Source organism: Enterobacter sp. CP102 (assembly GCF_025152625.1).
Classification (GTDB): domain Bacteria; phylum Pseudomonadota; class Gammaproteobacteria; order Enterobacterales; family Enterobacteriaceae; genus Enterobacter; species Enterobacter soli.
On sequence record NZ_CP104014.1, the window covers coordinates 2,254,914 to 2,268,728 of the forward strand.

General features: G+C 55.2%; 11 protein-coding genes. 6 read left to right on the plus strand and 5 right to left on the minus strand.

Annotation, left to right across the window (positions count from 1 at the left end):
- Positions 1-171: 171 nt before the first annotated feature.
- On the minus strand, positions 172-1,173 hold the full coding sequence (gap, locus tag N1249_RS10635) for a type I glyceraldehyde-3-phosphate dehydrogenase (RefSeq protein ID WP_259837602.1): 1,002 nt from the start codon (positions 1,171-1,173) through the stop codon (positions 172-174).
- 190 nt (positions 1,174-1,363) lie between these two features.
- On the opposite strand from gap, the gene cybB reads away from it, so the two are divergent.
- The gene (cybB, locus tag N1249_RS10640) at positions 1,364-1,894 is read left to right on the plus strand and encodes a cytochrome b561 (protein WP_259837605.1); all 531 of its coding nucleotides are present in this window, start codon (positions 1,364-1,366) and stop codon (positions 1,892-1,894) included.
- Positions 1,891-3,168, plus strand: a complete 1,278-nt coding sequence (locus tag N1249_RS10645; protein WP_259837607.1) for an MFS transporter — start codon at positions 1,891-1,893, stop codon at positions 3,166-3,168. The genes cybB and N1249_RS10645 overlap by 4 nt, the downstream gene beginning before the upstream one ends.
- 36 nt (positions 3,169-3,204) lie before the next feature.
- Here N1249_RS10645 and N1249_RS10650 read toward each other — a convergent pair whose 3' ends face one another.
- Positions 3,205-4,314, minus strand: a complete 1,110-nt coding sequence (locus tag N1249_RS10650) for an oxidoreductase (protein ID WP_409193166.1) — start codon at positions 4,312-4,314, stop codon at positions 3,205-3,207.
- A complete protein-coding gene (locus tag N1249_RS10655) occupies positions 4,307-5,050 on the minus strand; it encodes a DeoR/GlpR family DNA-binding transcription regulator (protein ID WP_259837611.1) in 744 nt (247 codons plus the stop codon). The genes N1249_RS10650 and N1249_RS10655 overlap by 8 nt, the downstream gene beginning before the upstream one ends.
- 132 nt (positions 5,051-5,182) lie before the next feature.
- Between N1249_RS10655 and N1249_RS10660 the strand changes: the two genes are divergently transcribed.
- The 3 genes from N1249_RS10660 (at position 5,183) to N1249_RS10670 (ending at position 8,460) form a co-directional block, all read left to right on the plus strand.
- Positions 5,183-5,458, plus strand: coding sequence for a metal/formaldehyde-sensitive transcriptional repressor (locus tag N1249_RS10660; protein ID WP_006175178.1), 276 nt, complete (start codon positions 5,183-5,185; stop codon positions 5,456-5,458).
- Positions 5,459-5,490: 32 nt separating this feature from the next.
- Positions 5,491-6,609: an S-(hydroxymethyl)glutathione dehydrogenase/class III alcohol dehydrogenase gene (locus N1249_RS10665; RefSeq protein WP_014070233.1), complete on the plus strand. Its 1,119-nt coding sequence runs from the start codon at positions 5,491-5,493 to the stop codon at positions 6,607-6,609.
- A 159-nt stretch (positions 6,610-6,768) separates the two neighbouring features.
- Entirely contained in the window at positions 6,769-8,460 is a 1,692-nt protein-coding gene (locus N1249_RS10670; RefSeq protein ID WP_259837616.1) for a methyl-accepting chemotaxis protein, read from the plus strand.
- A 99-nt stretch (positions 8,461-8,559) separates the two neighbouring features.
- On the opposite strand, the gene N1249_RS10675 is transcribed toward N1249_RS10670, so the two are convergent.
- Both N1249_RS10675 and N1249_RS10680 read right to left on the minus strand, forming a co-directional pair.
- On the minus strand, positions 8,560-10,944 hold the full coding sequence (locus N1249_RS10675) for a glucose/quinate/shikimate family membrane-bound PQQ-dependent dehydrogenase (protein WP_259837618.1): 2,385 nt from the start codon (positions 10,942-10,944) through the stop codon (positions 8,560-8,562).
- A 290-nt stretch (positions 10,945-11,234) separates the two neighbouring features.
- Positions 11,235-12,158 (minus strand): LysR substrate-binding domain-containing protein, encoded by a 924-nt coding sequence (locus N1249_RS10680; protein ID WP_259837620.1) that lies wholly within the window; start codon positions 12,156-12,158, stop codon positions 11,235-11,237.
- A gap of 273 nt (positions 12,159-12,431) precedes the next feature.
- Here N1249_RS10680 and N1249_RS10685 point away from each other — a divergent pair, with 273 nt between their 5' ends.
- Complete coding sequence (locus N1249_RS10685) at positions 12,432-13,775, plus strand: VOC family protein (protein WP_259837622.1); 1,344 nt, start codon at positions 12,432-12,434, stop codon at positions 13,773-13,775.
- Positions 13,776-13,815 lie beyond the last annotated feature (40 nt).

Genomic DNA, 13,815 nt, shown 5'->3' on the forward strand with positions numbered 1-13,815 from the left:
TATATGAAACAAAAGTGACTATATTTAAAAGCTAAATTTAGAAATTCTAATAATAATTTGCGTGGCATTCAGAAAGTTGGTGAATAATATTATTCGCGAAAAGAGGTGACAAATAAAAAGCATTTCTGCACATCAGGTTATGACGGATGGGATCCCCATCCGTCATGATCATTACAGTTTCGCGTACTTGTCCAGCGTACGTACCAGCTGGGTGACAAAGCCATATTCGTTGTCGTACCAGGCAACGGTTTTCACCAGCTGCACATCCCCGGCATCCGTCACTTCCGTCTGGGTCGCGTCAAACACTGAACCAAAATGTGAACCGATAACATCGGATGAGACGATCTCTTCATCGGTGTAGCCAAACGAGTCGTTATCCTTCGTAGCCTGTTTCAGCGCCTGGTGGATCTCTTCTACCGTGACCTTTTTATCCAGAATGGACACCAGTTCTGTAACAGAGCCGGTTTTGACCGGCACGCGCTGGGCGTGGCCCTTCAGCTTGCCGCTCAGAGCCGGGATCACCAGCCCAATCGCTTTGGCCGCACCCGTGGTATGCGGGATGATATTTTCCGCCGCCGCGCGTGAGGCGCGAAGGTCTTTACCGCGCGGGCCATCGACCAGCGCCTGTGTTCCGGTGTAGGCGTGAATAGTGGTCATCGTCCCCACTTTAATGCCGAACGCATCGTGGAGCGCTTTTGCCATGGGTGCCAGGCAGTTGGTGGTGCAGGATGCCACGGAAATAATGGTATCGCTGGCATTGATAGTGTCGTCGTTGACGTTGAACACAATGGTTTTCATCTCGCCCGCAGGGGCAGAAATCAGCACTTTTTTAGCGCCCGCATTCAGGTGCGCTTTTGATTTCTCTTCTGAGGTATAAAAACCGGTGCATTCCACGACGAGTTCTACGCCCGCGGCCTTCCACGGAATATGCTGCGCCTCTTTTTCGGCATACACCGAAATGGATTTTCCGTCGACAATCAGCGAGTCTTCCGTGAAATCAACGCTCCACGGAAAACCACCGTAGTTAGAATCATGTTTGAGCAGATAGGCCAAAACTTTGGGGGAGGTGAGGTCATTGATGGCGACCACGGTGTTGCTGTCCTGGGTTTCGAGAAGGCGACGCAATACGAGACGTCCAATGCGACCAAATCCGTTAATACCAATTTTACTCATGGTTTTCTCCTGGTGAATCTGTCGAAGCGACAGTTTGAACTCATCCAGGCTTAGACCATGAAACCCGCGCAGGCAATTGAAGATATGTCATGCGTCGCGAAGCATTTGAAAAACCATACAGAAAAGTTAATGAATTTTTAAGTAAAGCTGGTTATGTTGGCCGTAATTTTGTTTTATCTCAGGAAATCATATGCGCACTAAATATACGGGCCTGCAAATTGGCATTCACTGGCTGGTGTTTATGTTGGTCGTTGTGGCCTACTGCGCCATGGAGTTCAGGGGCTTTTTCCCACGAACCGCCCGCCCAACAATCAACATGATCCACGTCTCCTGCGGGATCTCGATTCTGGTGCTGATGTGCGCACGCCTGCTGGTGCGCCTTAAACATCCGGCACCGCCTATCCAGCCAAAACCCAGGGCCATGATCACCGGGTTATCCCACCTCGGGCATCTGGCGGTGTACCTGCTGTTTATGGCGCTGCCGGTTATTGGCCTGACCATGATGTATTTCCGCGGCAACGACTGGTACGCCTTTGGGCTGGTGATGCCGCACGCGGCAGAGGCGAATTTTGACCGGGTCGACTCGCTTAAAGAGTGGCACTCCATTCTGGCAAACCTCGGGTATTTCCTCATCGGTATTCACGCTCTGGCGGCGTTGGCGCACCACTATTTCTGGAAAGACAATACGCTGCTGCGCATGATGCCGAAGAAACGTCAGTGACACCCGCCGCGGGTAAACCGCGCAAAGTACTCCTCGCGACCGGTATCGGCCATTTTGTCGAATGGTTTGATGTTGGCCTCTATGGCACGCTGGCGGGGATTATTGGGATGCAGTTTTTTCATACCGACAGCCCGGGCGTCGCGTTACTCTCATCATTTGCGGTATTTGGCGCAGGGTTCATTATGCGCCCGCTCGGCGGGCTGTTTTTCGGTTCGCTCGGGGATCGCATCGGCCGGCAGAAAGTGCTGGCCACGGTCATTTTGCTCACCTCGGGTTCAACCTTCGCGATGGGGATTTTACCCACCTGGTCGCAACTGGGGATAAGCGCCACCATTTTACTGGTGCTCACCCGCCTGGTTCAGGGCTTTGCCGTTGGTGGTGAAAGCGCGGGGGCCACTGCATTTCTGGCCGAATACGCCCCAGCTCATCGCCGCGGCTATTTCACCAGCTGGACAGACAGCTTCGGTTTTTTGGCGTTTGTCGCAGGATCCGGGCTGGTGTTCTTTCTGACGGCGGTGCTGGGTGAAAGCGCGATGAATGACTGGGGCTGGCGCATTCCATTTCTGATAGCCGGCCCGCTCGGGATCATTGGCCTGTATCTGCGCCATTACCTTCAGGACTCTCCTGAATTTCTGGCGGCGCTGAAAAGCGGCAAAACCGACGCAGCCCCCCTTCATGCTGTAGTGACCCACTCCCGGAGCGCACTGCTGTTCTGTACTGGCTTTATGGTCATCAAGGCGGTGGGGCACTGGACGCTGCAAACCTTTGTTCCTCATTATCTTTCAGGTGCAATGGCCTATTCTCAGCGGGATGCCTACGCGATAACCACTCTTGGGTTATTTGCGATTGTTCTGCTGGTGCCGCTGATGGGGTGGTTATCCGATCGCGTGGGGCGTAAACCGATGATGCTGGTGGGATGTGGTGGATTAATCGTTTTTACCCTGCCAGCCATGATGCTTATGGCGCGCGGGGAGATGGCCTCTGCCGTGATGGCGATGCTGATCCTCGGGGTTTTTATTGCGGCGTTTGATGGTGCGAGCAGTGCGGCCATGGCCGAGCTTTTTCCGACCCGCGTGCGATTTGGTGGTATGGCGATAGCCGGGAACATTGTGGTGGCGCTGCTGGGCGGGTTCACCCCGTGGTTTTCGTTCTATCTGCTGACCAGCACCGGCAATCCATTTTCTCCTGCCGGGTATGTCATCGTCGCCGCGTTAGTCACCTTCCTGACGGTAATGCGGGCGAAAGAAACTGCCGGTAAACCGCTGCCGCGTTGAGGGTAACCCGCGGAGAACCGCAGGTTACCGCAGAGGTTATTTTTGCAGGTGAGCGCGCTCGCCCGCGGTTAATGCCAGCGGCTGCGTGGTGCCGGTTTCTGACGAGGTCACCGCAGCTTCCAGCACGGCCATCACCGCCAGCGCTTCTACCGGGTGAACCGGGTTCTCGATTTCACCGTTCAGGGCGTTACGCACGTTAATGTAATACTGACGCTGATCGCCCTTTGGCGTGCTAACCGCGTGCGGCTCGCCGTTGGCATCAAACAGCACCATGCTGTCGCTGTCTTCACCCCAGGTGTCGCTGCCGGGGATGACGCCTGCCAGAAGCTGCGCTTCCTGCTGATCGATTCTGGCTTTAACCACGCTGGCTTTATCACCGTGAACCGTAAAGCGCGACGTGCCACCGGCAACCAGCATACTGCAATGCAGAACCACTTTATGTTCCGGGTAATTTAAGACCACGTGTGCCCAGTCATTAATTTCAGCGCCTGCACGAAGGGTGGCGATATTACCCTGCACGGACTGCGGCAGGCCAAACAGCTGCAACGTCTGGTCAATCAGGTGTGGCCCGATATCAAACCACAGGCCGCTGCCAGGCACGTTTTGTTCTCTCCAGCGCACGCGCACTTCCGGGCGGAAGCGGTCGATATGAGACTCAAAATGCTTAACCTTGCCGATTTGACCTTGCTCAATAACCTGCTTAATACCGAGGAAATCGCTGTCCCAGCGGCGGTTATGGAAGACTGACAGCAGTAGCTGTTTTTCCTCTGCCAGCGCGATAAGGTCACGCGCTTCCTGCATATCGAGGGTAAAGGGTTTATCCACCACCACATGCTTACCACTGTTCAGGGCAAGCGTTGCCAGCGGTGCGTGGGTCGCGTTAGGAGAGGCAATAACCACCAGATCGACATCCGGGTGCTGGATAGCTTCTTCAGGCGTGGCCACCACGATGGCGTCCGGGATATCGCGTTTGACCTTTTCTTCGTCGCGGGAAGAGACAACCGCCAGCTTCAGGCCATCGACGGACTGGATCAGCGGCGCGTGGAAGGTTTTACCCACGAACCCATAGCCGATCAGCGCAATGTTGATTGTCTTACCGTTTCGAGCGACAACTTTATTCATGACCATCTCCACGTTATTAAGCATCTGCAATAGTGACTTGCAGTGCGCTATTGTCCCCAAGTTCAGCCCAGGGACGATCTAAGAACAATTGATGAATGTCGGCTAACCCGGACACCAGCCAGGGTTCGCAGTGATTAAGTTTCAGATGATCGGCGACAATCCAGTGCTCATGGCTGGCGGCCAGCATCGCGCGTTTGACATCTGCATCGGCTTCTTTGCTGGCGCTCAACCCAAGCTGGGCATGGATTGCGCACGCACCGAGAATGGCGATATCAGCACGATAGCGAGAAAGCAGGGATAGGGTAGCGCTTCCGGCAAACAGGCGCTGTTTCTGATCCCACTGGCCCCCGAGCAGAATGAGTTCAATGTCTGCGCGATCGCTGAAGTGCTGGGCGATATCCAGCGAGGTGGTGATGATTTTCAGCGGCCCCTGAAGAAAGGTGGCGACGGCCATTACCGTACTTCCCGCATCAAGAAACAGGGTTGAGCCTGCGGGTACGCTCTCTGCGACTTTTTTACCAAGCTGCTGCTTGGTTTTGGGCAGTAACGTATTTCTGCCATGGCGGTTCATCGCCGAGAGATCGAGCGCGATGGCACCACCGTGGTTCTTCTGCGCCAGCCCCTGTTTCTCAAGGTCTGTAAGATCCCGGCGAACAGTGTCCGCAGAAACCTGCAACTTTTCAACGAGGTCACTGATACTGGCCTGACCATTTTCACTAATGATATCAAGCAAGTATTTCTGACGAGCGGTTTTATGCATCTGGGTTTAATCCTGCAAAATATTGCAATAAGTCGCATATTACAGCATTTTGCCGAAAAGCCATAAGAAACTGGCGGTTTACAGAGAACAAATAACAATTTACTATACCCCCCTATAGTATCAGGAGGGCGTATGCCGCATTCACCCGCAGATAAAAAACGAATCCTCACTCGCGTCCGGCGCATCCGTGGGCAGGTTGACGCCCTGGAACGCGCGCTGGAGTCCGGCGAACCCTGTCTGGCCATCCTGCAACAAATCGCCGCCGTGCGCGGTGCTGCAAATGGTCTGATGGGGGAAATGGTCGAAATTCACCTCAAAGATGAGCTGGTGACGGGTGAGACAACCCCGGACCAGCGGGCAGTCAGAATGGCAGAAGTCGGCCATTTACTGCGCTCTTATCTAAAATAAACCCACAGACCTCACAACAAGGGAAAGACATTATGAAATCTCGCGCTGCTGTCGCATTTGGCCCCGGCCAGCCGTTGAAAATCGTCGAAATTGACGTTGCGCCGCCGAAGAAAGGCGAAGTCTTAATCAAAATCACCCACACCGGCGTGTGCCATACGGATGCATTCACCCTGTCAGGTGACGATCCGGAAGGCGTATTCCCGGCGGTGCTCGGCCATGAAGGCGGCGGGGTTGTGGTTGAGGTGGGCGAAGGCGTTACCAGCCTGAAACCAGGCGATCATGTGATTCCGCTGTACACCGCAGAATGCGGCGAGTGTAAGTTCTGTAAATCCGGCAAAACCAACCTCTGCCAGGCGGTGCGAGCCACCCAGGGTAAAGGGTTGATGCCAGACGGAACCACCCGTTTCTCTTACAACGGTGAGCCGATTTATCACTACATGGGCACCAGTACCTTCAGCGAATATACCGTGTGCGCCGAGATTTCTCTGGCCAAAGTTAACCCGCAGGCGCCGCTGGATAAAGTGTGTCTGTTGGGTTGCGGTGTGACCACCGGTATCGGTGCGGTTCACAACACGGCGAAAGTGAAAGAGGGGGACACCGTGGCGGTGTTCGGCCTGGGCGGTATTGGTCTGGCGGTGATTCAGGGGGCGGTACAGGCAAAAGCCGGTCGTATCATTGCGGTGGATACCAATCCGGAAAAATTCAAGCTGGCCGGTGAAATGGGCGCGACCGATTTCGTGAACCCGAAAGATTACGAAAAACCGGTTCAGGACGTGATTGTGGAGCTGACCGACGGCGGCGTTGATTTCAGCTTTGAATGTATCGGTAACGTCAACGTGATGCGTTCTGCGCTTGAATGCTGCCATAAAGGCTGGGGCGAAAGCATCATCATTGGTGTGGCCGGTGCAGGTCAGGAGATCCGCACGCGTCCATTCCAGCTGGTGACGGGTCGCGTATGGCGCGGTTCGGCGTTCGGTGGCGTGAAAGGCCGTACTCAACTGCCGGGTATGGTTGAAGATGCCATGAGCGGAAAAATTCAGCTTGATCCGTTCATTACCCACCGTCTGCCGTTAGAGCAAATCAACGAAGCGTTTGACCTGATGCACGAAGGTAAATCGATTCGTACCGTCATCCATTTCGGCGACAACTAATTATTCTGCCAGCGGTTTTTGCCGCTGGCATTTCTTTAATAATCTTCTCTAAACTGTGACCTGGCTGGCGATTTTAGCCGTAATCTAATTCCCCGCAGTGCCGATGACTATTTTACAGGCGTGTTTTTACGCATCTTACCTATAAGAGAGTCGACGGTCATGGACAACACAACTTCGATGCAGGCGCAGCACAAGCTGAGCTTCTTGCATCACATCAGGCTGGTTCCGCTGTTTTCCTCCATTCTCGGTGGCATTATTCTTCTGTTTGCCTTGAGCTCCGGTCTGGCGGGTTACTTCCTGTTAAAAGCTGACACCGATCAGCAGGATGTCACATCCGAAATCCAGGTTCGTCTGGGGTTATCGAACAGTTCAAACCACTTACGCACTGCCCGTATCAATATGATCCACGCGGGTGCGGCGAGCCGTATTGCCGAAATGGATGCCATGAAGCAGAACATCCACGAGGCGGAAACGCGCATTAAGCAATCCCAGGAAAGTTTTGCGGCGTATATGAAACGCGAGGTTCGCACCCCGGCAGATGAAGCCCTGGACGCGGATCTGAAAGCGCGTTACGACGCCTACATCGCCGGGCTTCAGCCGATGCTGAAATATGCCAAAAACGGCATGTTTGAAGCCATCATCAACCACGAAAACGAAACCGCACGTCCGCTGGATGACGGGTATAACGACGTGCTGATGAAGGCGATTAAAATCCGTACCGATCGCGCGAATGCGCTGACGGCACAGGCGCATACCCGCACGCAGCTGGGCCTGATGTTTATGGTCGGTGCCTTTGCGCTGGCTCTGGTACTGACGGCGATGACATTTGTCGTGCTGCGGCGTACGGTGATTAACCCGCTTCAGCGTGCCGCTAAGCGCATTGAGAATATCGCCAAAGGCGACCTGACGATGCCGGACGACGCAACTGGCCGCAGCGAAATTGGTCGTCTGACGCGTGATCTGCAAACCATGCAGCACTCGCTGGTGACCACCGTAGGCACGGTTCGCCAGGGGGCGGAAGAGATCTACCGCGGTACCAGCGAGATTTCTGCCGGTAATACCGATCTCTCTTCACGCACCGAGCAGCAGGCGGCCGCCATTGAGCAGACGGCAGCCAGCATGGAGCAGCTGACCGCTACCGTGAAGCAGAACGCGGATAACGCCCACCATGCCAGCAAACTGGCGGAAGATGCCTCCGGCAAAGCCAGCCGTGGTGGCCAGATGGTGTCCGGCGTGGTGAAAACCATGGGCAATATCTCTACCAGCTCGAAGAAAATCTCTGAAATCACCGCGGTGATTAACAGCATCGCTTTCCAGACCAATATTCTGGCGCTGAACGCCGCAGTAGAAGCCGCGCGCGCCGGTGAGCAGGGTCGTGGTTTTGCGGTGGTGGCGAGTGAAGTCCGTACGCTGGCAAGCCGCAGTGCGAACGCGGCGAAAGAGATTGAAAGCCTGATCAATGAATCCGTGTCGCTGATTGACCAGGGCTCTGGCGAAGTGGTTGCCGCAGGTAATACGATGAATGAAATCGTTGAAGCCGTTAAACGCGTCACCGACATCATGCTGGAAATCGCTGCGGCGTCCGATGAGCAAAGTCGTGGCATTGTGCAGGTGAGCCAGGCCATCTCCGAGATGGATAAAGTGACCCAGCAGAACGCCTCGCTGGTGGAAGAAGCCTCTGCGGCAGCTGCGTCTCTGGAAGAACAGGGCGCACGTCTGACAGAAGCCGTAGGCGCGTTTCGCCTGAACGGTGCAACGGCAAGCCGTTCGGTAGTGTCTTCGCCGGCTGTTAAAAGCGCGCCATTGCGTCCCGCTGCTGCTGTATCCGGGGATAACTGGGAAACGTTCTGAGTCACCAGCAGTGTCGGGTGGCGCTTCGCTTACCCGACCTACAAAACCAGGCCTGTAGGGCAAAAAAAAAAGGGACCGAAAGGTCCCTTTTTTCATCCGTTACTGCTTATCCGGCAATGCGTACGCGATGATGTAATCACCACGATCCGGTGACTGACGTGCGCCACCTGCGTTAATGATGACGTACTGCTTACCGGTTTTCGGTGACACGTAGGTCATCGGGCCAGACTGGCTGCCAACTGGCAGACGGTCTTTCCAGATCTCTTTCCCGGTTGCGGTATCAAACGCACGCAGGTAGAAGTCCTGAGTACCGGCAAAGAACAGCAGGCCAGACTGTGTAGAGAGCGATGCACCCAGCGTAGGCATCCCGATTGGGATAGGCATGTGCATACGGATCCCCAGCGGACCAGTGTCTTCCACGGTGCCGACCGGAACCTGCCAGACCAGCTTCCCGGTTTTCAGATCCACTGCAGACATGGTACCAAACGGTGGTTTCTGGCACGGAATACCCAGCGGGGACAGGAAACGCTCACGCATAGCGCCGAACGGTGTACCGTCCATTGGCACGATACCCATCTCGATACCGCTGGCGTTTTTCGCAACGTTTGCACGCGGAACCATATAGTTCGCCAGGCCCAGGCGCATATCATTCACGAACATCAGGCTGTTGTTCGGGTCAACGGAAACGCTGCCCCAGTTCATGCCACCCAGCGAGCCAGGGAACTGCAATGAACGGTCAAGACCCGGTGGGGTAAAGATCCCCTGATGACGCATCTCTTTAAACTGGATACGGCACAGCAGCAGGTCGACCGGCGTGGCACCCCACATATCGGATTCCGTCAGCGTCTGGTTGCCGATCATCGGCATCCCTACGGAGTACGGCTGAGTCGGAGAGTAGCGTTCGCCTTCCACATTGCCGGCAGGAACCGGACGCTCTTCAACCTTCGCAACAGGTTTACCCGTTTCGCGGTTGAGCATGAAGATCATGCCCTGTTTACTGGTCTGAACCAGCACAGGCGTGGTGCCGCCTTTACCGTCTGGCAGGTCATACAGCAGCGGCTGAGACGGCAGGTCGAAGTCCCACAGGTCGTGGTGCGTGGTCTGGAAATGCCAGCGCACCTGGCCGGTGGTTGCATCAACGGCGACGATAGACGAGCTGTATTTATCATCCAGCGCGGTACGTTCACCTGCCCAGAAATCTGGTGTGGCGTTACCGGTTGGCAGATAGATAAGGTTCAGTTTTGCGTCGTAAGACATTGCTGACCAGACGTTCGGCGTACCGCGCGTGTAGGTCTGGCCTTCCGCTGGCAGGCCGGTCAGGTTCGGATTACCCGGATCCCACGCCCATGCCAGTTTGCCGGTGTGAACATCATAAGCACGCACCACTCCCGGCGGTTCGCCCGTGGAGAAGTTATCGGCCACGCGTCCACCGACCACGACCACATTACCTGCTACTAATGGTGTAGAGGTTTGCTGGTAGTAACCCGGTTTGATGTCGCCCATGCCCACGCTCAGGTCAACAATACCGTGCTCGCCAAAGTCTTCACAGACTTTGCCGTTGTCGGCATTGATGGCAATCAGACGTGCATCGGTGGTTGGCAGGAACAGACGACGAGAGCAGGCCGCAGGCTGGGTTTTTGCCTGTGACGTTGTCACATTGCTGTGGTCTTCAAAATAGCCCAGACCACGACAACGCTGCCAGTTTGGTGCGGTGGCTTTCGAGTCGTAACGCCATTTTTCTTTACCTGAATCCACATCCAGCGCCAGCACTTTGCTGTACGGGGTACAGACATACAGCGTGTCGCCAACCTGGAGAGGGGTATTCTGATCTTCAGCGCCGGAGCCATTACTCTGCGGGATATCGCCCGTATGGGCAACCCAGGCCACTTTCAGATCGCCGATGTTCTGTTTGTTGATCTGATCCAGTGCGGCAAAACGGTCACCGTGCGTGGTATTACCCCAGTGCTCCCAGTTTTTTTGCTGCTCGCCTGGGGCGACAGGTTTAACCGGAACCGGCTCGTTGGCGGTAACCAGCGTTTGCGGTTTAAACATCCAGCCAAAGCTTGCCAGCATGGCAACGGCCAGCACCGCGGCGATACCAAATGGCGCGCATTTTCTGACGGGCGCATTGCTGTTTGCGGCGCGCAGGAAAGGCCAGACAATCGCGCACAGGAACGCCAGCACCGCGAAGGTGAAGAGGCGCGAGAAGAGCGGCCAAAAGTCCCAGCCCGCATCGCTGACGGCCCAGAACAGTGACGCAATAAACGCGATGGCGTAAAGCACAATACCGCTGGTGCGGTTGGTGAAAATCAGGCCTGCGGCAATTAGCATTACCACGCCCATTATCAGGAAGTACCAACTTCCGCCTACTGTGGCGAGCTTGAAACCCAAGCCGCCGACTGCCAGACCGATGAGTGCCATCAATCCGGCAAGGAGCCACTGCAGGATACGAGGTAACCCACGCGGCGCGCTGCCAAATGCCATTTCTGTCTCCTTAAATACTCTCGTCTTTTCAGGTCTGTGCTGTGCGGCATCTGTACCAAATGGGTAAATAAAGACGAGGGTTATGGTGGTTTTACGCGAATGAACCTGTCATTCAGCGCAGGAATTCACAGGTAACAAATAGTCTGCGAACCATTTGGTGAATTCGCGGCTATGATAAAACTGTTAAATTGTTTTACGCAATTGTTAATGAAAGATTTCGCATTATTTGATTAGTGAACAGATCAAACCCGCCGTGACGGCGGGTGAAAGGAGAGGTTGCCAGGGGAGGATCAGGCAGGCATTGACTTGCGGATGGCGCTGAGCAGCGTCTGTGCGCCTGTTGAAAGCGGGATATCAACGCGGGTCAGAATGCCAATTGGCTCTCCGGCTCCGGGCGATGTGACCGGCAGCGCCGTAAGCGTGCCGTGGCGTAAATCATCTTTCACCGCGCCCGAAGGCACAAACCACACATAGTCGAAATCGACCGTCAGCTGGCGTGAAAGGGAGGCTGAAAGTGTTTCGATACAGCCGGTTGGCAGAGTGCATCCCTGTAATTGCAACAGCGCTTCGGCGTTCTGACGCGGGACTGTACCTTTTGGTGACACCACCACCGGCCACTCCATAACGCGGCTTAAGGTGACGGTATCCTGCAACAACGGGTGGTTCGGCCGAACCACCAGCTTGAGCGATTCCAGGAACAACAGTTCATAGTTAAGGCCCGTCATCAGTTCCGGGTCGGACATCCGGCCGATCCCCAGATCCAGTTCGCCAGATTTGAGTCCTGCCAGCAGCATGGTGTTATTCATGGTCGCAACCTGGATCGTGGTGTGCTTTTGCTGCTTGTGAAACTGGCCGATTACTGCGGGCAGAATGCCCAACGCCGCCGTTGGCAGGGCGCCCACGCGAACGATTTCGCTGGTGTGATCGTCCTTACGGTTTAACGCCTGGCCTGCGGTGTTGAGGGCATCCAGAACTTTCACAGCGTGGGTCAGAAATTGCTCGCCCACGAGCGTGAGCTGTGCGCCCAGGCGTCCTCTGTCGAACAGCCGGGTTCCGGTAAGTTGTTCCAGCTCGTTGAGTGTTTTCGACAGTGCGGGCTGACTTAGGTTAAGGGTTTCAGCCGCTCGCCCCAGCGTTCCCTGTTGAGCGACGGCCACAAATGTATGCAAATGGCGCAAGCGTATGCGCTGACTGAACAGACCATTTTTTTCCATAGGCGATGTTAAAAACAGAGCGATGCGGGTGACAAGTTAAGTTGTTTAATTTTGATAACCTGATAGCAAAATATTTTTAACATTTGATCTATTTGAGTTACAAGCTGTTTTTCAACTGACCCATTTTCACTCCCGCACGCAATAACCTGAATTCACACCCGAAAGTACAGCCTTTAACCACTCATCTGCCTGGATCACAATTTGTAAATTCTTCCCGCCAACCAGAACGGGCTTCTCTACACTCCAGGTAATATTCACTGGAGGCATGACATCATGGCGAACACCATCACGGCTGATGATATTCGGGAACACTTTTCGCAGGCTATGTCGGCGATGTACCAGCAGGAAGTTCCGCAGTACGGCACGTTACTTGAACTGGTTGCCGACGTGAACCTGGCCGTTCTGGAAAACAATCCCCTGTTACATGAACAACTGGCGAACGCAGATGAACTGGCGCGCCTGAACGTTGAACGCCACGGCGCGATCCGCGTTGGCACGGCACTTGAACTGTCCACGCTGCGCCGGATGTTTGCGATTATGGGGATGTTCCCGGTCAGCTATTACGACCTTTCTCAGGCGGGCGTCCCTGTCCACTCCACGGCGTTCCGTCCGATTGATGATGAGGCGTTGTCCCGCAATCCGTTTCGTATTTTTACTTCGCTGCTGCGCCTGGAGCTGATCGAGAACGTCGCGCTACGCGAACGCGCCGCGCAAATCCTGGCGAGCCGAAATATCTTTACCCCACGCTGCCTGGCGCTGATTGACTTGTATGAGTCTGAAGGGGGCTTTACAGAGGCGCAGGCCCGCGAGTTTGTGAAAGAGGCGATTGAAACCTTCCGCTGGCATCGCCATGCCACGGTCGATCAGGAAACGTATCTGGCGCTAAGCAATGAACACCGGTTGATTGCCGATGTGGTCTGTTTCCCGGGTTGCCATATCAACCACCTTACGCCACGAACGCTGGATATCGACCGCGCCCAGGAGCTGATGCCGAAATATGGCATTGAACCCAAGATCCTGATTGAAGGGCCGCCGCGCCGCGAAGTGCCGATTTTACTGCGCCAGACCAGCTTCAAAGCACTGGAAGAGCCGGTGCTCTTTTCCGGTGAACATCTGGGAACCCATACTGCTCGCTTTGGTGAAATTGAACAGCGCGGCGTGGCGCTGACGCCGAAAGGCCGCGAGCTGTACGACAGCCTTCTGGGGCAGGCCGGTACCGGGAAAGATAACCTGACGCACCAGCTGCACCTGCAAGAGGTGTTCAGCGCCTTCCCGGACAGCGAAATGTTCCTGCGTCGTCAGGAGCTGGCCTATTTCCGCTACCGTCTCACTCCAGCGGGGGAAGCGCACCGTCAGGCGTTCCGCCCGGGCGACGATCCGCAGCCGCTGATTGAGCGGGGATGGGTGATTGCTCAGCCGATTACCTACGAAGATTTTCTGCCGGTGAGTGCGGCGGGTATTTTCCAGTCAAATCTGGGGAATGAAACCCAGGCGCGCAGTCACGGAAACGCCAGCCGCGATGCGTTTGAAACCGCGCTAGGCTGCGCGGTCTATGACGAGTTTACGTTGTATCAGGAGGCGGAAGCGCGCAGCAAACACCGTTGCGGTTTGCTCTGAAAAAGGTACTCTGCGGGGGTGTGACGGAAAAAGAAGGTTA